Below are 19,898 nucleotides of genomic sequence, written 5' to 3' on the forward strand. Positions count from 1 at the left end.
TTTAGTTCCCTCCCGGACGAGCTTCAACACTGCAAGGAGCCGCACCTGTGAGCAGTGCCGACGACCTTGGCCAGGCCACCGCAACCACCAGCACCGAGTTGCGCGCCGACATCCGCCGACTGGGTGACCTCCTCGGCGAGACCCTCGTCCGGCAAGAGGGCCCCGAGCTCCTCGACCTGGTCGAAAAGGTCCGCCGCCTCACCCGAGAGGACGGCGAAGCCGCCGCTGAACTGCTGCGTGGAATCGAACTGGAGACCGCGGCCAAGCTGGTCCGCGCCTTCTCCACCTACTTCCACCTCGCCAACGTCACCGAACAGGTCCACCGAGGCCGCGAACTGCGCGAACGCCGCGCCGCCGAGGGCGGCCTCCTCGCCCGCACCGCCGACCGCCTCAAGGACGCCGACCCCGAACACGTCCACCAGACGGTCCGCCACCTCAACGTCCGCCCCGTCTTCACGGCACACCCCACCGAAGCCGCACGCCGCTCGGTGCTCAACAAGCTCCGGCGCATCGCCGCGCTCCTGGAGACCCCCGTCATCGAGGCCGACCGCCGCCGCCACGACACCCGCCTCGCCGAGAACATCGACCTCGTCTGGCAGACGGACGAACTCCGCGTCGTCCGCCCCGAACCCGCCGACGAGGCCCGCAACGCCATCTACTACCTCGACGAACTCCACGCGAACGCCGTCGGCGACGTCCTGGAGGACCTGACCGCGGAACTGGAACGCGTCGGCGTCAAGGTCCCCGACGACACCCGCCCCCTCACCTTCGGCACCTGGATCGGCGGCGACCGCGACGGCAACCCCAACGTCACCCCCGCCGTGACCTGGGACGTCCTCATCCTCCAGCACGAACACGGCATCAACGACGCCCTGGAGACGATCGACGAACTCCGCGGCTTCCTCTCCAACTCCATCCGCTACACCGGAGCCACCGAGGAACTCCTCGAATCCCTCAAGGGCGACCTCGAGCGACTCCCCGAGATCAGCCCCCGCTACAAGCGCCTCAACGCCGAGGAGCCCTACCGCCTCAAGGCCACCTGCATCCGCCAGAAGCTGGAGAACACCAAGCAGCGCCTCGCCAAGGGCACCCCCCACAACCCCGGCCACGACTACCTCGGCACCAGCGAACTCCTGAGCGACCTCACCCTCATCCAGACCTCCCTGCGCGAACACAAGGGAGGCCTGTTCGCCGACGGCCGCATGAACCGCACCATCCGCACCCTCGCCGCCTTCGGCCTCCAACTCGCCACCATGGACGTCCGCGAACACGCCGACGCCCACCACCACGCCCTCGGCCAGCTCTTCGACCGCCTCGGCGAGGAATCCTGGCGCTACACCGACATGCCCCGCGAGTACCGCACCAAGCTCCTCGCCAAGGAACTCAGGTCACGCAGGCCCCTCGCCCCCACCCCCGCCCCCGTCGACGCGGCCGGCGAGAAGACCCTCGGCGTGTTCGGCACCATCAAGCGAGCCCTCGCCGTCTTCGGACCCGAGGTCATCGAGTCGTACATCATTTCGATGTGCCAGGGCGCGGACGACGTCTTCGCCGCAGCCGTACTCGCCCGCGAGGCCGGACTCATCGACCTCCACGCCGGCTGGGCCAAGATCGGCATTGTGCCGCTCCTGGAGACCACCGACGAACTCAAGGCCGCCGACACCATCCTCGAAGACATGCTCTCCGACCCCTCCTACCGCCGCCTCGTGGCGCTGCGCGGAGACGTCCAGGAGGTCATGCTCGGCTACTCCGACTCCTCGAAGTTCGGCGGCATCACCACCTCGCAGTGGGAGATCCACCGAGCCCAGCGACGCCTGCGCGACGTGGCCCACCGCTACGGAGTACGCCTGAGGCTCTTCCACGGCCGCGGCGGCACCGTCGGCCGCGGCGGCGGCCCCTCCCACGACGCCATCCTCGCCCAGCCCTGGGGCACCCTCGAAGGCGAGATCAAGGTCACCGAACAGGGCGAAGTCATCTCCGACAAGTACCTCATCCCCTCCCTGGCCAGGGAGAACCTGGAACTCACGGTCGCCGCCACCCTCCAGGCCTCCGCCCTGCACACCGCCCCCCGCCAGTCCGACGAGGCCCTCGCCCGCTGGGACGCAGCCATGGACGTCGTCTCCGACGCCGCCCACGCCGCCTACCGCACCCTCGTCGAGGACCCCGACCTCCCGCCCTACTTCTTCGCCTCCACCCCCGTCGACCAGCTCGCCGACCTCCACCTCGGCTCCCGCCCCTCCCGCCGCCCCGACTCCGGCGCCGGACTCGACGGCCTGCGCGCCATCCCCTGGGTCTTCGGCTGGACCCAGTCCCGCCAGATCGTCCCCGGCTGGTACGGCGTCGGATCCGGCCTCAAGGCACTGCGCGACGCCGGCCTCGACACCGTCCTGGACGAAATGCACGACCAATGGCACTTCTTCCAGAACTTCATCTCCAACGTCGAGATGACCCTCGCCAAGACCGACCTGCGCATCGCCCAGCACTACGTCGACACCCTCGTCCCCGACGAGCTCCGCCACGTCTTCGACACCATCAAGGCCGAACACGCCCGCACCGTCGCCGAAGTCCTCAAGATCACCGGCGAGAAGGACCTGCTCGACGCCACCCCCGTCCTCAAGCAGACCTTCACCATCCGCGACGCCTACCTCGACCCCATCTCCTACCTCCAGGTCACCCTCCTCAAGCGCCAGCGCGACGCCGCAGCCGCCGGCGCCGAACCCGACCCGCTCCTCGCCCGCGCCCTGCTCCTCACCGTCAACGGAGTCGCGGCAGGCCTGCGCAACACCGGCTGACCCGGCCACGACGACACAAGGGCGCCCCCGAGTCCGTACGAACCCGGGGGCGCCCTCATGCCCATCCCGTACGTCAGGCCCGGCGCCGCCGCACCACCAGGTAACCGCCCGCGCCGAGCAGCACGGCCGCGACACCGGCAAGAGCGCCGACCGGCGCACCGTTGCCCGTCTCGGCGAGCCTGCCGCCGCCCTGCGGGCCGGCCGCCGACGACGGAGTCGACCCCGCGGAACCCGACGGCTCCACCGACGCCGACACCGAAGAGCTCGGCGAAGGAGACGCGGAGGAGGACGCCGAACCCGACGGCGATGCAGACGGGGACGAAGACGGGGACGCAGACGCAGACGGGGACGACGAGCTGCCGCCGCCCTCCTCGTCCCCGCACTCCGTCCAGAACTCCTTGTGCTTCGCGGCCCCCTTCTCGCCCTCGAAGTTCCAGAACAGCTTGAAGTGTCCGTCCGCCAACGACAGGTCCTCGGTACGGCCGTGGCCCTTGCCGTCCAGGGTGATCGAGCCGGTCTTGACCGTCTCGCCCTTGGAGTCGGCGCCCGGCGCCCAGGCCTCGATGTGCCAGTCCACCTTCGCCAGACCGTCGAAGTGGAAGGCGTCCAGATAGAACGAGCAGACATGCGGCTCGTTCCGCTCGTCGAACTCGTTCGTCGTCGACTTGTGGATCTTCACATCGCCGTTGTCCCCCGGCGGGGCGGCATGGGCGGCGACGGGCGCGGCGAACACCGCGACAGCAGCGACGGCAGCCAGGGCGCCGACGCGGGAGGAGGTACGCATGAGGCAGTCCATCTTCGAGTGATGAAACGGAAGATGTGGAGGGGGCGGCTCAGCTTCCTGCCAACACTGACCCCCGGTCAATCACAAACGGGCAACACGTGGTCGACCCACAGCAAAACAGAACGCCGAACACGATCAAATCGTCACGAACGCCGCCGTCAACAACGCCACCCCCGACCCCGCCAGCACCCACCCCGCCCGGGTCCGCCCCAGACCGCCGGCCACCACCACCGACGCCAGCAACAGCGCCCCGCCCAACGGCACCCACGCGAACAGAATCCCCGCAGGACCCGAACGCACCGCCTCATCACTGTCCGGCTTGAGCACCACCGTGTACGTCCGCCCCTTACGCACGGCCACCGACCTCTCCAGCACCACGCGCGCGCGTGCCGTCGAACCCGCCGACAACGGCCTATACGGCCCCACACACGTGTCCTCACCGCACCGCGTCACCTCGACCGTGCCCTGCTCCCGGCCCTTCGTCAGCATCACGTGCTGAGCCGACCCCCAGGAACCCCACACCCCCGCGACCAGGATCAGCACCGCCACCGCACCCATCGCCGCAAGCCGCCCGAACCGCCCGAACCGCGACACGGCCACCGAACCCGAGGCGGACCCCTTGACCGAGCGCTTATGGGACGAACCCCGACGGCGGTGGGACGACGCTGCTGTGGCAGGCATGGCCGGGATCATTGGCCATGCCCGAAGCAACCGTCAACCTCGGTGGGCGACAAGTCAGGAGTTGTACGTGCTTTGCGCCCGCTCCAACCCCTCCAGCACCAACGCCTCCACCGCATCCGACGCCCGGTCCACGAAGTAGTCCAACTCCTTGCGCTCCGCCGACGAGAAATCCTTCAGCACGAAGTCCGCCACCTGCATCCGCCCCGGCGGCCGCCCGATCCCGAACCGCACCCGGTGGTACTCCGCGCCCATCGCCTTCGTCATCGACTTCAACCCGTTGTGCCCGTTGTCCCCACCGCCCAGCTTCAGCCGCAGCACCCCGTAATCGATGTCCAGCTCGTCATGCACCGCCACGATGTTCGCCACCGGCACCTTGTAGAAGTCCCGCAACGCGTTCACCGGACCACCCGACAGGTTCATGAACGACATCGGCTTCGCCAGCACCACCCGCCGGCTCCCCACCCCCGGCGGACCGATCCGGCCCTCGACGACCTGCGCCTGCGCCTTCCCCGCCCGCTTGAACCTCCCCCCGATCCGCTCGGCCAGCAGATCGGCCACCATGAACCCGACGTTGTGCCGGTTCATGGCGTACTCCGGACCAGGATTGCCGAGGCCCACGATCAACCAGGGGGCATTGGCGTCGGTCGTCACGTCCACGTCTCCTTGATACGCACCAGCCGCCGCCCCTCAAACCGAAGGGACGACGGCTGACAAACGACTGAGGCTCGAGGATCAGGCCTCGGCGGACTCTGCGCCCTCGGCGGACTCGCCCTCCGGGGCCTCCTCCGCCTGCGCGGCCAGAACCTGCAGGACGACCGTCTCACCGTCGACGGCCAGCTTGGTGCCCTTCGGCAGGGTGATGTCCTTCGCGAGAACCGACGCGCCGGCCTCCAGACCCTCCACCGACACCGTGACGGCCTCGGGGATGTGCGTGGCCTCGGCCTCGACCGGAAGCGCGTTCAGGACGTGCTCCAGCAGGTTGCCACCCGCCGCCAGCTCACCCTCGGCGTGCACCGGGATCTCGACCGTGACCGTCTCACCGCGCTTGACCAGCTGCAGGTCGACGTGCTCCAGGAAACCCTTGATCGGGTCACGCTGCACGGACTTCGGGATCGCCAGCTCGTTCGTCTTGCCGTCGATGTCCAGCGCGATCAGGACGTTCGGCGTACGCAGCGCGAGCAGCAGCTCGTGGCCCGGAAGCGTGAGGTGCAGCGGGTCGGAACCGTGACCGTAGAGAACACCGGGAACCTTGCTGTCACGGCGGATACGACGCGCCGCACCCTTGCCGAACTCGCTGCGGGTCTCGGCGGAGATCTTGACCTCGGACATGATCACTCCTCGTAGAGGTAGTAGGAACGTGGTCACCCGGCCACGAACGGCCTGCTACGAAGAGCGCGTCGATAACGGACAACCGAACCCCGAACCCCGAACCATCCGGAACGGAAAACGAAGACGGCCTCCCTCGCCGAGCAACTGCAGCAGTCTACTCGGCCAGGGAGGCCACAGAAAAATCGATCAGCCGCAGCGGCCGGCCGACCTACTGCTCGTCGAACAGGCTCGTCACCGAACCGTCCTCGAACACCTCACGCACCGCGTTCGCGATCGTCGGCGCGATCGACAACACCGTGATCTTGTCCACAGCCAGCTCACCCGGCGTCGGCAGCGTGTTCGTGAAGACGAACTCGCTCACCTTCGAATTCTTCAGCCGGTCGGCCGCCGGACCCGACAGCACACCGTGCGTCGCCGTCACGATGACGTCCTCCGCACCGTGCGCGAACAACGCGTCGGCCGCCGCACAGATCGTGCCACCCGTGTCGATCATGTCGTCGACCAGGACACACACCCGCCCCTTGACCTCACCCACCACCTCGTGGACGGTCACCTGGTTCGCCACGTCCTTGTCACGCCGCTTGTGCACGATGGCCAGCGGCGCGCCCAGACGGTCGCACCAACGGTCGGCCACCCGCACACGACCCGCGTCCGGCGACACCACGGTCAGCTTCGAGCGGTCCACCTTGCCGCCCACGTAGTCCGCGAGCAGGGGAAGCGCGAAGAGATGATCCACCGGGCCGTCGAAGAAACCCTGGATCTGGTCCGTGTGCAGATCCACCGTCAGGATCCGGTCCGCACCCGCCGTCTTCATCAGGTCCGCGATCAGCCGCGCCGAGATCGGCTCACGACCACGGTGCTTCTTGTCCTGCCGCGCATAACCGTAGAACGGCACGATCACCGTGATCGAACGCGCCGAAGCCCGCTTCAACGCATCGATCATGATCAACTGCTCCATGATCCACTGGTTGATCGGAGCCGTGTGGCTCTGGATCACGAAGCAGTCCGCACCGCGCGCCGACTCCTGGTAACGGACGTAGATCTCACCATTGGCGAAGTCGAAGGCCTTCGTCGGGACGACCCCGACACCCAGCTGGTGGGCGACCTCCTCGGCAAGCTCGGGGTGGGCGCGGCCGGAGAAGAACATCATCTTCTTCTCGCCGGTCGTCTTGATCCCGGTCACAGCACTGTCTCCTCAGAGGTGTCTCAGCTGGATGTCGAGAGACCACGCCACTGGGCGCGACGAGGCCGTCTCAGCTGGTGGGGTGCGGATGTGCACTTATCACGGTACGCCGTGTTCGACGCACCTGTTTCCGGTCAGCTTTCGCTTGTCTCCTGGCGAGAGGCCGCCTCCGCAGCCTTCGCCGCCGCGCTGCCCGGACGCTTACGAGCCACCCAACCCTCGATATTCCGCTGCTGACCACGGGCCACGGCCAGCGAACCGGGCGGCACATCCTTCGTGATCACGGACCCGGCGGCGGTGTACGCACCATCCCCGACCGTGACAGGAGCCACAAACATGTTGTCCGAACCCGTCTTGCAGTGCGAGCCGACGGTGGTGTGATGCTTGCTCTCCCCGTCGTAGTTCACGAACACACTCGCCGCACCGATGTTGCTGTACTCACCGATCGTCGCGTCACCGACATAGGACAGATGCGGGATCTTCGTTCCCTCACCGATGGAGGCGTTCTTCGTCTCCACGAACGTGCCGATCTTGCCCTTCGCCGCGAGACGGGTACCGGGACGCAGATAGGCAAACGGCCCGACACTCGCGTTCGGACCGATACGCGAACTGTCGGAAACGGTGTTGTCGACGCGGGCTCCCGCACCGACGACCGTGTTCCTCAGCCGGCTGTTGGGGCCGACCTCCGCACCCTCACCGATGTGCGTGGACCCGTGCAGCTGCGTACCCGGATGGACGACGGCATCCTGCTCGAACGTCACCGTCACATCGACCCAGGTCGTCGCCGGATCGATCACCGTGACGCCGGACAGCATGGCGGCGGTCAACAGCCGCTCGTTCAGAATCCGACGCGCCTCACTCAGCTGCACCCGGTTGTTGATACCGGCGATCTCACGATGATCAGCCGCGACGGACGCACCGACCCGGTGACCGGCCTCGCGCAGTATCCCGAGAACGTCGGTCAGGTACTCCTCACCCTGACTGTTGTCCGTCCGCACCTTCTTCAACGCGTCCGCGAGCAGCGCCCCGTCGAACGCGAACACCCCGGAGTTGATCTCGCGGATCGCCAGTACGGCCGCGGACGCGTCCTTGTGCTCGACGATCGCGGTGACGGCACCCGAGGCGTCGTCCCGCACGATCCGCCCGTACCCGGTCGCGTCCGGCACCTCCGCGGTCAGCACGGTGACCGCGTTGCCGTCCGCGTGATGCGTCGCGGCGAGCCGGGCGAGGGTCGCGCCGGTCAGCAGCGGGGTGTCACCGCAGACGACCACGACCGTCCCGTCCACGCTCCCACCGAGCTGCTCAAGACCCATCCGGACGGCGTGCCCGGTGCCGTTCTGCTCCTCCTGCACGGCGGTGCGTACGGCGGCGTCGACCTCGGCGAGGTGCGCGGTGACCTTCTCGCGGGCGTGCCCCACGACGACGACCAGGTTCTCGGGGTCCAGTTCGCGGGCGGCGGCCAGCACATGGCCCACGAGGCTGCGGCCGCAGATCTCGTGGAGAACCTTCGGTATGGCCGACTTCATACGGGTGCCCTCACCCGCTGCGAGTACGACGACGGCTGCCGGGCGAATGGCGCTCACGGAAGTTGCCCTTCGGCTGTGGAGTGGGGTGGGACATCCGAAGGATACCGGGGCGTTTCCGGGGGGACATGAGAGCGGGCCCTGACCTTGCTAGGTCAGGACCCGAACCAAGCTCCCCCGCCAGGACTCGAACCCGGACAGATGGCACCAAAAGCCACAGTGCTTGCCGATTACACCACGGGGGACTGAAATCGACGAAACCGGACAATTGGTCAGGTCCGCCGAGTGGCGCCTCCTACTATGCCGTACCACCAGCCCTCGATGCGACGGTGTAGGTCGGCGCTCTTGAGTACGGCCACTCGAAGGCATCCGTGGTATCCCTCGCCGACGTTGGTTCGGTTGGTCTTGGGGTTGTGCCTCTTGAGGCTTGTCTTCAGGAGGTCGTCAGTCTGGATGCCTACTTGGTCTGCCCAGTAAGCCTCGGCTGTCGCCACGTCCGCCGACTCGTGGATGTTCACGGAGAAGCGGCGGTGATCCGGTTCCACGCCGAGCAGGTCGAGCCAGGCGAGGAAGAGCTTGATCATGTTGGCGTCACTGTTCACGAAGATGACCCGCCGGTTGGATCCGGGCTTTGCTTTCGAACCCTCGGACCAGTAGAGCCCGACGCCGATCAGGAACAGTTCGCGGTCTGAGACCAGCCCGATCTCGGCGTACGCCCTGCCCTGTAGCTCTGCTCGCGCGGCGGTGCGGTTCTCGACCGCACGCTGCGCGCCACGCCGTGCTGGAGCTGTATCAGGCCGTGGTCGCTCCGGCGAGGGCAGATCCCGCACCCAGAGTGACACCCAGCTCTTCGAACATCCCAGTTCCGCCGGGATCCGGTTGTAGGTCCAGCCCTGTTGTCGCAGCTCCCGGGCCCGTTCTCGGAGGTCGTCCTTCGCTCGTGGTCGCTTCGTCCACTTCGGAGGCGGCTCGCCCTCGACCAGACGCTGCAACGTCTCCTTGTTGTGGACCTGTAGTTCGTCGCGGATCTGCCGAAGGCTGTAGCCCGCCCGCCGCAAGGCGACCGCCCGCTCCCGCAGCCCCTCGAAATCCGCGTACTTGCCAGCTGCATGTGTCATACGCATACCGTCCGGGCGGAATGGCTGATTCCGAGGTCGAACGGGGCTGGTTCAGCAGTTCGAGGGATACCGGTGGGTTTCGATGCCGTTCGGTTATGGGGTGTGGTGGGGGCCGGTCGGGGAAAGTCGCCGGAAAAGCCCGGGGGTGCGCCCGTAGGCTGGAGGCATGACCACGACGGGGGATGAGGACACGGCGGCCCTGGGAGGGCCGTGGTGGTGGACCAGATGGCGTAGCGCGGCGTTCGACTGGAGCCTGGGGCTCGTGTCCGCCGTGGAGTGTGTGGTGGAGGGGGTTCCGTTCGCGCGGGATGCGGGGGTCCCGGTGGCGGTGGGGGTGGTTTTCGGGTTGCTCGCCGGGTCGGTGTTGGTGGTGCGGCGGAAGTGGCCCATCGCTGTGGTGTTGGTGGCGATCGCGATCACGCCGGCCCAGATGGGTTTCCTGATGGGGATTGTGGGGTTGTACACGCTTGCCGCGTCGGAGTTGCCTCGGCGGATCATCGCCTCGTTGGCGGGGATGCAGTTGGTGGGCACGTTGATCGTGACGTTCGTGCAGGTGCGGCAGAGCATGGCGCGGGGGTCTTTGACGCTGGGGGACTGGTTTGTTCCGTTCGCCGCGATCACGACGTCGCTCGGGCTGACCGCGCCGCCGCTGCTGCTCGGGATGTATGTGGGGGCTCGGCGGCGGTTGATGGAGAGCTTGCGGGAGCGGGCGGACAGTCTGGAGCGGGAGTTGCAGTTGCTCGCGGAGCGGGCGGAGGAGCGGGCGGAGTGGGCGCGTGGTGAGGAGCGGACGCGGATCGCGCGGGAGATGCATGACGTGGTCGCGCATCGGGTGAGCCTGATGGTGGTGCATGCCGCGGCGTTGCAGGCTGTTGCGCGGAAGGATCCGGAGAAGGCGGTGCGGAATGCGGCCCTGGTGGGTGACATGGGGCGGCAGGCGTTGACGGAGTTGCGGGAGATGCTCGGGGTGTTGCGCAGTGGTGGTGCGCGGGAGCGGTCGGCGTCGGCGTCCGTGTCGTTGGTGGCGGTGGAAGTGAGCAGGACTGTGGTGGAGGAGGGGGAGGGGCCTTGTCTGGAGTTGTTGGAGGAGTTGGTGGGGCAGTCGGCGGCTGCGGGGATGGTGGTGGAGTTGTCGGTGGAGGGGGAGGTGCGGTCGTATGCGCCGGAGGTGGAGCAGACGGCGTATCGGGTGGTGCAGGAGGCGTTGACGAACGTTCACAAGCATGCGGCGGGTGCGAAGGCGCATGTGCGGTTGGCGCATCGGGTGGCGGAGATCGCGATGCAGGTGGAGAACGGTCCGCCGGCGGAGGTGGGGGCGGCGTCGTCGGCGGGGTTGCCGTCGGGGGGTAATGGGTTGGTGGGGATGAAGGAGCGGGTGGTGGCGTTGGGTGGGGTGTTTGTGTCGGGGCCGACGGAGGCGGGGGGTTTTCGGGTGTCGGCGGTGATTCCGGCCGGGTAGCCCGGTCCGGGGTGGTCCTGGCTGCGGTGGTGCGTGCGGGGGTTGTGGGGGTCAGTCGGCGGTGAGGCGGATGGGCTCGATGCCGGCGGTGAGGGCTCCGAGGGCTTGGTCGATGTCGGGGCCGAGGTACCAGTCGCCGGTGTGGTCGAGGGCGTAGACGCGGCCTGCGGCGTCGATGGCGAGGAGGGAGTGGGTGTCGGTTTCGGTGCCGAGGGGGGCGACGTCGGTGTCGAGGGCGCGGCCGAGGTCGGCGAGGGTGCGGGCGAGGTGGAGGCCGTGGAGGGGGTCGAGGTGGAGTGTGGTGGGGGCGATCTGGCGGCCGGGGCCGGTGGGGGTGATGGTGAGCCCGCCGAATTCGGCCCAGGCTTCTACGGCGGCGGGGAAGACGGCGTGGCGGTGGCCGGCGGGTGAGGTGTGGTCGCGGAGGGTGTCGGCCCAGATCTCGGCTTGTTTGATGTCCCAGCGTCCGGGTTGCCAGCCGGCGGCGCGCAGGGCGGCGTCGACGGGGACGGGGAAGCGGGTGGAGGAGGTGCGGTCGGGGTGCATCTGCCCTTCGTTCGTCGTGCTGGTGGTGCGCGGCCCGGGGTGAGGCCGTGGAGCGGAGCGCGGGGGGCCGCTGGGGTGCTTGGGTGCTGAGGCTGGGGTGGGGTGGGCTGGGGTGGGGAGGGGTGCTGGGTTGCCTGGGCTGGTCGGTTCAGTCGTCGGTGGTGGGGGCGACGATGCGGACGCCGAAGTGGGCGCTGAGGGCGGTGCAGGCGCGGCAGGGGGTGGCGAAGCTGCCGTGGAGGGGGTCGCCGTCCTCGCGGATGCGGCGGGTGGTGAGTTTGGCTTGTTTGAGGGTCTTGCGGGCTTCGCCGTTGGTCATGGGTCTGCGGGCGGCGCGTTTGCTGCGGGCGGCGTCGGCGGCGGCGATGTGGCGGGAGATGAGGAGTGCTTCGGCGCAGCGGCCGGTGAAGCGGTCGCGTTGGGCGCTGGTGAGGGTGTCGAGGAAGTCCTGGACGAGGGGGTGCAGGGGTGGGGGTTGGTCGCCGCGGGCGGCGGTGCCGGTGAGGGTGGCGGTGCCGCGGACGGAGAGGGCGGCGGCGATGGTGGGGAGTATGCCGTCGCGGCGGTGGCGGAGGGTGGGGGCGTGGGGGGTTTCGGTGGCGGACCAGCCGATGCGGGGGTCGCCGCCGGGGCCGGTGTGCGGTCCGGTGTGCGGTCCGGTGTGCGGGCCGGTGTGGCCTGTGGGGCCGGTGTGCGGGGCGCCGGTTCGGCCGGTGTTCTGGTCGGCCGTGTTGCCGTGGTGCAGGTTGTCGGTCCTGCCGGTGTGTGGCCCCGTCTGTGTCGTGTTCATGATCGTCATCCCCTCCGTGCATCCCCCCGGACGTCACAGGGTGCCAAATGGCGTGGCGGGTGCGGAAGCTGGGGCGGTGCGACACGCCCGGGTTTGGGCTGGCTGTCACGGCGGGGTGACGGCTGGTCACGGAAGCGGAGGCCCGGTGACCGGTGTCGTCGTACGGCATAGGCTGTCGGCACCGCGATGCGCGCGGTTGACGCGCGTTGGAGATTGTTGAAGACAGTCGATACGGGGTGTGGTGGTTCGGGACCGGAAGCGGAACCGGCCGCTGCGGTCCGTACAGAGTGCCGCAGGGGGCAACCGCCATGACGACAGGTCGGCTCGGGCAGCAAGCCGCGCCGCCGAACGCGGCCTATGCCGGGCAGGTCGTGCATTTCCCGGATCCGGTCCGGGCGGCACGGCACCCGAGGGGCGTGCGGGTGGACGAGCGGGGCTACCCGGATTTCTCGCCGTATGCGCGGGCGGTCGCGGAGATCGCGGATCCGCCGGAGGGTTTCGGCGTGGACGAGCTGCGGTTGACGGACTATGTGTCGGCGAACGCGGCGTTGGCGGCGTCGGGGCATGAGCTGTGGGACACGGTGTCGGCGGTGGCGACTCCGCATGGCTGGACGTGGCATCACGTGGTGGGGTCGCGGCGGCTGGAGTTGGTTCCGGTCGAGGTGAAGGCCTTGCTGCGGCATCACGGTGGTGTGTCGACGGCTGCGGTGGATCAGTCGAAGCGGGGGACGCGGCCGTTGCAGGAGACGCGTCCGGCGCATTTCGGGCTGCCGAAGTCGGGTGTGGCGGTGACGGAGCAGCAGGTGCAGGGGGTCGAGGAGGACCTGGGGTATCGGTTGCCGGGGGCGTACCGGTCGTTCGTGAAGGCGGCGGGTGGTTGTGCGCCGGTGGGTGCGGCGTTGGACGCGGAGCTGGGGTTGCTGGTGGACCAGCCGTTCTTCACGGTGCGGGACGAGGCGGCCGTCAACGACCTGGTGTATGTGAACAAGTGTTTGCGTGATCATCTGACGAAGGACTATCTGGGCGTCGGTTTCGTGCAGGGCGGTCTGCTGGCCGTGAAGGTGCGGGGCGAGCGGGCGGGTTCGGTGTGGTTCTGCGCGTACGACGATGTCCGGGACGTGGATCCGGGGTGGTCGCCGGCGGAGCGGATGGAGCGGTTGTTGCTGCCGTGCGGTGAGGACTTCGACGTCTTCCTGTCGCGTCTGGCCGGTAATCCGCCGGAGTTGGAGACGGTGGCGAATCTGATGGTGGACGGCGGTTTCGCGCGGGCGGTGCCGGCGGCCGCGGCGTCTTCTGCGTCTTCTGTGTCTTCGGTGGGGGAGTGAGCTGAGCGATGGTGACGTTCGCGCAGGCGCAGGAGCGCGCCGAAGAGTGGATCAACGGGGATGTGCCGGCGTACCAGCATCGTGAGGTGCGGGTGCGGGAGTTCGAACTCGGGTTCGTGGTGTGGGCCGAGGACCGTGCGGAGGGCCCGCGTTCGGACGAGGGTGCGCAGCGGCTGGTGATCGCCCGGGACAGCGGGGAGGCCACGTTGTGGCCCGCACTTGCGGTGGGCGAGGTGATCCGCCGGTACGAGGAGGAGTACGGCCGTCCGCCGGAGCCCGCCGACGCGGTGCCGGCGCCTGCGGCGCGGGTGGACCTGAATCAGACGTCGTTCTTGTTGTCGCCGCCGGAGTGGTTGCAGGAGGCGGCGGACAAGCTGGGGATCGCGGACCAGCGGGAAGCCGGTTCCGGGGCCGGTTCGAGGGCTGGTTCGGTGGCTGGGTCCGGGGTCGGTTCCGGTTCCGGTGGTGTGCCTGAGGGGGCGCCCGGTGGTGTGCCCGGTGGTGTGCCCGCGGGCGGCGATCCCTCGCTTCCGCAGACGCAGGCTGGTGTCCCGGCTTCTGCTCCGGCGGCGCCCGCCGCTCCCGTCGCTCCCGCCGGGGCGACGCCGTGGGCGGGGACGGACACCAACGCCGACGCCGGTGACGACCGTTCCGTACCGCTGCCCGCGACCGTGTTCGCGCCGCCGTTGAGCGGTTCCGACGAGGAGCCGGCGCCGCCGACGGCCGCGCCGGACGCCAAGACGGCCCTGATGTCGGGCGGCAGTCAACTGCCGCCCACAGCGGTCGCACCGGCGCTCGACGACCCGGGCGCGCCTGCCTCGCAGGGTGCGCATGGGGCGCAGGGTGCGCCTCCGTCGCCGGGTGCGTCGCCGGGTGCGTCGTCGTACGGCTATCCGCAGGGCACCGGTGCTCCGTCGGCTCAGGGCGGTCCCGCTGCGCCTGCGCGGCCGCTCGCGCCGAACGCCGGTGACATCGCCGACGCCGCGACCAGCAAGGCGGCGCCGCCTCCGCGTCGTAACCGTGGGACAGGAGCGGCGCCGCCTCCTCCTCCGGGTGCGCCGGGAACGCCGGGTGCGCGGCCGGGCAACACGCCTCCGGCTCCCCCGTCCGGGCCGGGCGCGCCCGGCACCCCGGCGGGCGGGTACGTGCCCACGCAGATGGTGTCGGCCCTGGGCCCCGACGGACCGGCGGGACCGGCGGGACCGGCAGGGCCTGGTGCAGGGGGCGCGGGCAACGCACCGCAGCCTCCCGGTGCGCCGAACGCGCCCGCCGCCGGGCCGAATCCGCCCGGCGGTACGCCCCCCGGTGGCGTCCACCACGCCGCGACGATGCTCGCCGACCCCGGTCGGATGGGGCCGCCCGGGGCGCAGGGCGCGCCTCAGCCGCCTCAGCCGCCTGGCCCTCCGGGTGCTCCTGGTGCCCCCGGGGCTCCTGGTGTTCCGGGTGCCCCGGGTATGCCGGGTGCGCCGGCCGCTCCGGGCACCCACGGTGCGCCGCAGGCCCCGGGTGCTCCCGGCGCCCCGGGCGCCCCCGGCATGGCTCCCGGCGCTCATGGCTTCGTGGGCGGCGCGCAGGGCGCCGTTCATCACGCACAGACCATGCTGGCCGGGCCCCCGCAGGGCGGCCCCGGCGCACCGGGGGCACCGGGGGCCCCTGGCGCACCAGGATTCCCGGGTGCCCCCGGCATGGCTCCCGGCGGGCACATGCCGCCCGGCGCGATGCCTCCGCCGGGTGGGCCCGTGCCAGGTGGTGGGCCGCTGCCGGGGCAGGCGCCTGGCTACGGGTATCCGCAGCAGCAGGGGTTGCCCACGGTCGGTCCCGGCTATCAGGCCGTGCTGCGTTATCGCGCGCACGACGGGTCGGAGCAGCAGCTGATCCGGCGTTCGGCGCCGGGGACGCCGCACCCGGAGTGGCAGATCTTCCACGAGCTGCGGGCGATGAACGTGCCGCCGGACCAGGTGCTGGAGCTGCACACGGAGTTGGAGTCGTGCGAGCTGCCGGGTGCGTACTGTGCGCGGATGATCCGGGAGCAGTGGCCGCAGGCGCGGATCACGAGCATCGCGCCGTACGGCACGGATCACGCGAGCCGGCAGCAGGGGATGCAGCAACTACTGGCGCATCAGGGCGAGTTGCATCAGGTGGCGGACGGGCCTGCCCGTCCGGCGCCCGTTCGTGCGCCGTTGCCCGCGGTGCCGCCGGCGCCGCCGGTTCCGCCGGAGGCGATCGGGCAGGAGCTGGCGGCGGTGTTCGGGCCGTCGGTGTTCCGGTTCGAGCAGGCCGCGGTGTCCCGGCAGGGTGTGCCGCCGGTCGTGGCGCACACGCTGGTGGTGGCGGGTCTGCCGGGGGACATGGGGCCGTTCTTCTGGGCGCAGGCCCAGCCGGGCCGGCCGGTGCCGACGCTGGCGGAGCTGGCGGCGGAGCGGGGTGTGCAGTCGGCGTCGGACGCGGGTTCGTACCTCGTCATGGGCAGTGACTTCGGCAAGGCGATCTGTGTGCAGTACGGGACGGCGAACATCGTCGCGGTGCCGGTGGAGGCGGGGCCGGGCGGTGTGCCCGTGCCGCCGCAGTTCGTGAACACCGGGCTGCCGGAGTTCGCGCGCTGTCTGGCGCTGCTGGGGCGGATGTGGCGGCTGCGGTTCGGTCTGAACCAGGAGCAGGCGGGCCGCTGGACCGTCGACTTCCAGGCCCAGCTGGCCTCGCTGGACCCGGCGGCGCTCGGTTCGCCGGAGAGCTGGTGGTCGGTGCTGCTGGAGCAGATGTGGGACGGCCTGCTGTGAGGCGAGAGCGTCAGCGATGAGTTCGGGTGGTGGATCGGGTCTGCCCTGGTATGACTCGCATCATCGCTGACATCTCGGTTTCCCTCGACGGCTTCGTCACCGGGCCCGGCCCCGGCCCGGACAACGGTCTGGGGGTCGGTGGCGAGGCCCTGCACACCTGGGCGTTCTCCGACGATCCCGACGACCGCCGGTATCTGCGTGAGGGGACCGCCCGCTCGGGCGCCGTCGTCCTGGGCCGTCGGCTCTTCGACGTGGTCGACGGGCCGCAGGGCTGGGACGACACGACCGGCTACGGCGCCGGTGAGGTCGGCAAGCCCGCGTTCGTCGTCGTCACGAGCTCGCCGCCCAAGGCGGTGCGGCTCACCGGCCTCGACTGGACGTTCGTCACGACCGGTCTGGCCGATGCCGTGGCCGCCGCGCGTGAGCGTGCCGAGGCGGCGTCGTCGGCCGTCGGCAAGGATCTCGACGTCGTCCTGATGGGCGGCGGCGCCACGATCCGCTCGGCGTTCGACGCCGGGTTGGTCGACGTGCTGACGGTGCACCTCGCGCCCGTCGTGCTGGGCTCCGGGACGCCACTGTTCACCGGCGGAGCGCCGCGCACGCTGGTGCAGCGGAGCGTGACCTCGACCTCGACCGTGACGCATCTGACGTACGACGTTCTCTGACGGCTCAGTCACCGTGTGCTCGGCTCCTGCTGTGTGCACGGCCTTTGGCGCGTGCACGGCGCCTGCTGTCGTGCACGGCGCCTGCTGTTCTCGACCTCTTTGTGTTCATTGCTGACCGTGACGTGTGCGTGGAGTGTCGCGTTATGAACACTTACACCCGATCCATCAAGATATGCGCGACATCATCATCTTCATCATGTCGTGTCCGTCGGGTGGCGAGGGGTTCCAGGATGAGCAGCGCATCGGGGTCGGTGCCGGGGTTCGTGACCGTTCGCGGGCGCGGTTACCGGCCCGAACAGGTCGAGGCGTTCACCGTCGCGCTCTGCGCCGACCGGGACGCCGCGTGGGAGCGGGCGGCCCGGCTCACGGTGCTCGCCCGGCAGATGGAGGAGGAGGCCGAAGGGTTGCGCGAGGTCGTGACCCGGCTCGCGCCGCAGACGTACGACTCCCTCGGGGAGCGCGCGCAGAGCATTCTCCAGCTCGCGCTGGAGGAGGCCGCGGACGTTCGCGACAACGCGCGGCGTGAAGCGTGCGAGGAGGTCGCGGATGCCGAGGCGCGCGCTCTCGATGTGCGCCGGGCGGCGCAGGAGGAGGCGGACGCGCTCCGCGCGGAGGCCGAGGAACGCGCCCGTCAGCGGCTGCTCGCGGCGCGCGCCGAGGCCGACGAGGTCCGGATCGGCGCCCGGCGCGAGGTGAAGGAGTACCGCGGTGAGGCGCTGGGCGCGCTGCGCGAGGTGCGGCAGCGCACCGCCGGGATGCTCGCCGAGCAGGACAAGGAGCACGCGGAGAAGTGGACGGCGGCGGAGCGCGAGGCGGCCGAGCGGGCCGCGGCCCTCGACGCGCTGCACGCCCGGGCGGTGACCGGTGCCGAGGCGGCGCTGTCCGAGGCGAAGCAGGCGTTCGCCGAGGCCGAGGAGTCGGCCCGGCGGCTTCAGGAGGAGGCACACGCGCGTGCCGCCGAGATCCTCGCCGAGGCGCGTGCCCGGGAGGAGCGCACCGCGGGGGAGACCGAGCGGGTGCTGCGCGAGCACGGTGAGCGCTGGGACGACGTCCAGGCCCACATGGACCACGTCCGCAACAGCCTCACCGCCCTCACCGGCCGCGCGGTGGACTAGCCGGCCGCCCGCCCAAGGCGGCTCGGACGGGTCTTCTGGTGGGGTAGGTCAGGTCGGGGCGTGATCCCCCACCGACCTGCGGCGTTACCCGCGTTAACCCTGCCCTTGTGGCCCCTTGTGGCCCCTTATGGCCCCTTGTGGCCCCTTGTGGCCCCTTGTGGCCCCTTGCGGCCCCTTGTGGCCCCTTGTGGTCTCACCGGACGTCCTGCTCCTCCAGTACAGGGAAGCGGCGCGGTGCCACGCACAGCAGGATCAGGAAGGCGAGTGCGGCGGCGCACGACGCGCCGAGATAGACGGCGTGCACGGCGCTCGCGACGGCGTGCCGGACGGTCTCGGGCGCCGAACCGGCGGCGTCCAGCGCGCGGGTGACGGAGTCCAGATCGCCGGCGCCGCCCAGCCGCGCGGCCAGTACCCCGTTGGCGACCGCGCCGAACACCGACGCGCCGATCGTCTGGCCGGTCTGCCGGCAGAACAGCACGGACGCGGTCGTCGTCCCGCGCTGCGACCATCCCACCGTCGACTGCACGCCGACGATGAGCGGGAGTTGGAAGAGACCGAGCGCCGCGCCGAGCAGCAGCATCAGCAGGGTCGGCTGCCAGGCCGCACCGGGGTAGGGCAGGAACGGGAACGCGAGCAGGATCAGCGTCGCGATGCCGATGCCGAGCAGCGCGGTGTCGCGGAAGCCGATGCGCCGGTAGACGTGCTGGCTGAGGGCGGCGGACAGCGGCCAGCTCAGCGTCCAGACGGACAGGACGAACCCGGCCGTCGCCGGTCCCAGGCCCAGGACCGACTGGGCGTACGTCGGCAGGAACACCGTCGGGGCCACCATCAGCAGGCCCAGCGCGCCCAGCGCGAGGTTGACCGCCGCGATCGTCCTGCGGCGCCATACCCAGCCGGGGATGATCGGCTCCGCGGCCCGGCGTTCGATGACGACGACGAGGCCGGCGAGCGCGAGTCCGGCGGCGAACAGGGCGAGCGAGGGCCCCGACAGCCACGGCCAGGCCACTCCGCCCTGCACCAGCGCGGTCAGCAGCACGCCGCCGCACGCGAACACCGCGAGCGCGCCTGCCCAGTCGACACGCGCGCCTGCGTCACGCGTGGCCGACGTGCGTTCCGGCTCGTGCAGATGACGCACGATCAGCCACAACGCCACCGCCCCGATGGGCAGGTTGACCAGGAAGATCCAGCGCCAGTCCGCGTAGGCCGCGAGGACCCCGCCGATGCCGGGGCCGGCGACCGCCGAGACCGCCCACACCGTGGACAGCTTCGACTGGATCTTCGGCCGCTCCTCCAGGGGGTACAGGTCGGCGGCGAGCGTCTGCACCGTGCCCTGCAACGCCCCGCCGCCCAGGCCCTGCACGATGCGGAACGCGATCAGTGCCCCCATGTTCCAGGCGAGCGCGCACAGCAGTGAGCCGAGCAGGAACAGTGCGGCCCCGACGACCAGGACCGGCTTGCGGCCGAAGGTGTCGGAGAGCTTGCCGTAGACCGGCAGGGTGACCGTCACGGCGAGCAGATAGCCGGAGAACAGCCAGGAGAAGACGGAGAACCCGCCGAGATCGCCGACGATCTGCGGGACGGCCGTGGAGACGACGGTGGAGTCCAGGGCGGCCAGCGCCATGGAGAGCATGAGCGCGGCGACGACCGCTCCCCGCCGGTGTGGTGCGGTCCGCTGCGCGGCCTTGCGCAGCGCGGGTCGTGTGTCCCCCACCGGATGCCCTCCCCTTGTCGTCCGCGTCCCCGCGTTCCGTGCCCCTTGCATCCAACTGCCGGAAGTCAGCTTCCCACTTGGCCTCTGCCAGGGGGAGGCCCGA

At 70.3% G+C, this 19,898-nt stretch carries 16 protein-coding genes and 1 tRNA gene; 6 read left to right on the top strand and 11 right to left on the bottom strand.

Annotated elements, in window-relative coordinates; genetic code table 11:
* The first annotated feature begins 47 nt into the window (after positions 1-47).
* On the top strand, positions 48-2,789 hold the full coding sequence (gene ppc, locus ACIBTS_RS31785; protein ID WP_399323923.1) for a phosphoenolpyruvate carboxylase: 2,742 nt from the start codon (positions 48-50) through the stop codon (positions 2,787-2,789).
* Positions 2,790-2,862: 73 nt separating this feature from the next.
* On the opposite strand, the gene ACIBTS_RS31790 is transcribed toward ppc, so the two are convergent.
* From ACIBTS_RS31790 to ACIBTS_RS31825, 8 genes are all read right to left on the bottom strand, one after another.
* On the bottom strand, positions 2,863-3,573 hold the full coding sequence (locus ACIBTS_RS31790) for an LPXTG cell wall anchor domain-containing protein (protein WP_399323925.1): 711 nt from the start codon (positions 3,571-3,573) through the stop codon (positions 2,863-2,865).
* 135 nt (positions 3,574-3,708) lie between these two features.
* Positions 3,709-4,266, bottom strand: coding sequence for a hypothetical protein (locus ACIBTS_RS31795; protein ID WP_399323926.1), 558 nt, complete (start codon positions 4,264-4,266; stop codon positions 3,709-3,711).
* A gap of 42 nt (positions 4,267-4,308) precedes the next feature.
* Complete coding sequence (pth, locus tag ACIBTS_RS31800) at positions 4,309-4,911, bottom strand: aminoacyl-tRNA hydrolase (protein ID WP_399323929.1); 603 nt, start codon at positions 4,909-4,911, stop codon at positions 4,309-4,311.
* Positions 4,912-4,986: 75 nt separating this feature from the next.
* Positions 4,987-5,583: a 50S ribosomal protein L25/general stress protein Ctc gene (locus ACIBTS_RS31805; RefSeq protein ID WP_319676743.1), complete on the bottom strand. Its 597-nt coding sequence runs from the start codon at positions 5,581-5,583 to the stop codon at positions 4,987-4,989.
* A gap of 208 nt (positions 5,584-5,791) precedes the next feature.
* Positions 5,792-6,766 (bottom strand): ribose-phosphate diphosphokinase, encoded by a 975-nt coding sequence (locus ACIBTS_RS31810; protein WP_399323931.1) that lies wholly within the window; start codon positions 6,764-6,766, stop codon positions 5,792-5,794.
* Between the two features lie 134 nt (positions 6,767-6,900).
* Positions 6,901-8,349, bottom strand: a complete 1,449-nt coding sequence (gene glmU / locus ACIBTS_RS31815) for a bifunctional UDP-N-acetylglucosamine diphosphorylase/glucosamine-1-phosphate N-acetyltransferase GlmU (protein ID WP_399323933.1) — start codon at positions 8,347-8,349, stop codon at positions 6,901-6,903.
* A 112-nt stretch (positions 8,350-8,461) separates the two neighbouring features.
* Positions 8,462-8,534: transfer RNA gene (locus ACIBTS_RS31820), tRNA-Gln, on the bottom strand.
* 27 nt (positions 8,535-8,561) lie between these two features.
* On the bottom strand, positions 8,562-9,407 hold the full coding sequence (locus tag ACIBTS_RS31825) for a hypothetical protein (RefSeq protein ID WP_399323935.1): 846 nt from the start codon (positions 9,405-9,407) through the stop codon (positions 8,562-8,564).
* 166 nt (positions 9,408-9,573) lie between these two features.
* On the opposite strand from ACIBTS_RS31825, the gene ACIBTS_RS31830 reads away from it, so the two are divergent.
* Positions 9,574-10,866, top strand: a complete 1,293-nt coding sequence (locus tag ACIBTS_RS31830; RefSeq protein ID WP_399323936.1) for a sensor histidine kinase — start codon at positions 9,574-9,576, stop codon at positions 10,864-10,866.
* A 51-nt stretch (positions 10,867-10,917) separates the two neighbouring features.
* Here ACIBTS_RS31830 and ACIBTS_RS31835 read toward each other — a convergent pair whose 3' ends face one another.
* Both ACIBTS_RS31835 and ACIBTS_RS31840 read right to left on the bottom strand, forming a co-directional pair.
* Positions 10,918-11,412: an SUKH-3 domain-containing protein gene (locus tag ACIBTS_RS31835; RefSeq protein WP_399323937.1), complete on the bottom strand. Its 495-nt coding sequence runs from the start codon at positions 11,410-11,412 to the stop codon at positions 10,918-10,920.
* Between the two features lie 148 nt (positions 11,413-11,560).
* Positions 11,561-12,211: a YwqJ-related putative deaminase gene (locus ACIBTS_RS31840; protein ID WP_399323938.1), complete on the bottom strand. Its 651-nt coding sequence runs from the start codon at positions 12,209-12,211 to the stop codon at positions 11,561-11,563.
* A 299-nt stretch (positions 12,212-12,510) separates the two neighbouring features.
* Here ACIBTS_RS31840 and ACIBTS_RS31845 point away from each other — a divergent pair, with 299 nt between their 5' ends.
* The 4 genes from ACIBTS_RS31845 to ACIBTS_RS31860 all read left to right on the top strand — a co-directional run bounded on the left by ACIBTS_RS31845 (position 12,511) and on the right by ACIBTS_RS31860 (position 18,084).
* Positions 12,511-13,527: an SMI1/KNR4 family protein gene (locus tag ACIBTS_RS31845; RefSeq protein WP_079665017.1), complete on the top strand. Its 1,017-nt coding sequence runs from the start codon at positions 12,511-12,513 to the stop codon at positions 13,525-13,527.
* An 8-nt stretch (positions 13,528-13,535) separates the two neighbouring features.
* The gene (locus tag ACIBTS_RS31850) at positions 13,536-16,304 is read left to right on the top strand and encodes an SUKH-4 family immunity protein (RefSeq protein WP_399323941.1); all 2,769 of its coding nucleotides are present in this window, start codon (positions 13,536-13,538) and stop codon (positions 16,302-16,304) included.
* 50 nt (positions 16,305-16,354) lie between these two features.
* Entirely contained in the window at positions 16,355-16,969 is a 615-nt protein-coding gene (locus tag ACIBTS_RS31855; protein WP_399323942.1) for a dihydrofolate reductase family protein, read from the top strand.
* Between the two features lie 230 nt (positions 16,970-17,199).
* The gene (locus ACIBTS_RS31860; protein ID WP_399323944.1) at positions 17,200-18,084 is read left to right on the top strand and encodes a cellulose-binding protein; all 885 of its coding nucleotides are present in this window, start codon (positions 17,200-17,202) and stop codon (positions 18,082-18,084) included.
* Positions 18,085-18,277: 193 nt separating this feature from the next.
* Here ACIBTS_RS31860 and ACIBTS_RS31865 read toward each other — a convergent pair whose 3' ends face one another.
* The gene (locus tag ACIBTS_RS31865; protein WP_399323947.1) at positions 18,278-19,795 is read right to left on the bottom strand and encodes an MFS transporter; all 1,518 of its coding nucleotides are present in this window, start codon (positions 19,793-19,795) and stop codon (positions 18,278-18,280) included.
* Between the last annotated feature and the right edge of the window lie 103 nt (positions 19,796-19,898).

It is taken from the genome of Streptomyces sp. NPDC050121 (assembly GCF_044460385.1).
In the GTDB taxonomy this organism is placed as follows: Bacteria; Actinomycetota; Actinomycetes; order Streptomycetales; family Streptomycetaceae; genus Streptomyces; species Streptomyces soliscabiei.

Bases quoted from the DNA above. Each gene is read 5' to 3' on its own strand.
- ACIBTS_RS31790 (WP_399323925.1), bottom strand. From the start codon at position 3,573: ATGCGTACCTCCTCCCGCGTCGGCGCCCTGGCTGCCGTCGCTGCTGTC.
- ACIBTS_RS31795 (WP_399323926.1), bottom strand. From the start codon at position 4,266: ATGATCCCGGCCATGCCTGCCACAGCAGCGTCGTCCCACCGCCGTCGG.
- ACIBTS_RS31805 (WP_319676743.1), bottom strand. From the start codon at position 5,583: ATGTCCGAGGTCAAGATCTCCGCCGAGACCCGCAGCGAGTTCGGCAAG.
- ACIBTS_RS31825 (WP_399323935.1), bottom strand. From the start codon at position 9,407: ATGACACATGCAGCTGGCAAGTACGCGGATTTCGAGGGGCTGCGGGAG.
- ACIBTS_RS31830 (WP_399323936.1), top strand. From the start codon at position 9,574: ATGACCACGACGGGGGATGAGGACACGGCGGCCCTGGGAGGGCCGTGG.
- ACIBTS_RS31835 (WP_399323937.1), bottom strand. From the start codon at position 11,412: ATGCACCCCGACCGCACCTCCTCCACCCGCTTCCCCGTCCCCGTCGAC.
- ACIBTS_RS31840 (WP_399323938.1), bottom strand. From the start codon at position 12,211: ATGACGATCATGAACACGACACAGACGGGGCCACACACCGGCAGGACC.
- ACIBTS_RS31845 (WP_079665017.1), top strand. From the start codon at position 12,511: ATGACGACAGGTCGGCTCGGGCAGCAAGCCGCGCCGCCGAACGCGGCC.
- ACIBTS_RS31850 (WP_399323941.1), top strand. From the start codon at position 13,536: ATGGTGACGTTCGCGCAGGCGCAGGAGCGCGCCGAAGAGTGGATCAAC.
- ACIBTS_RS31855 (WP_399323942.1), top strand. From the start codon at position 16,355: ATGACTCGCATCATCGCTGACATCTCGGTTTCCCTCGACGGCTTCGTC.
- ACIBTS_RS31860 (WP_399323944.1), top strand. From the start codon at position 17,200: ATGAGCAGCGCATCGGGGTCGGTGCCGGGGTTCGTGACCGTTCGCGGG.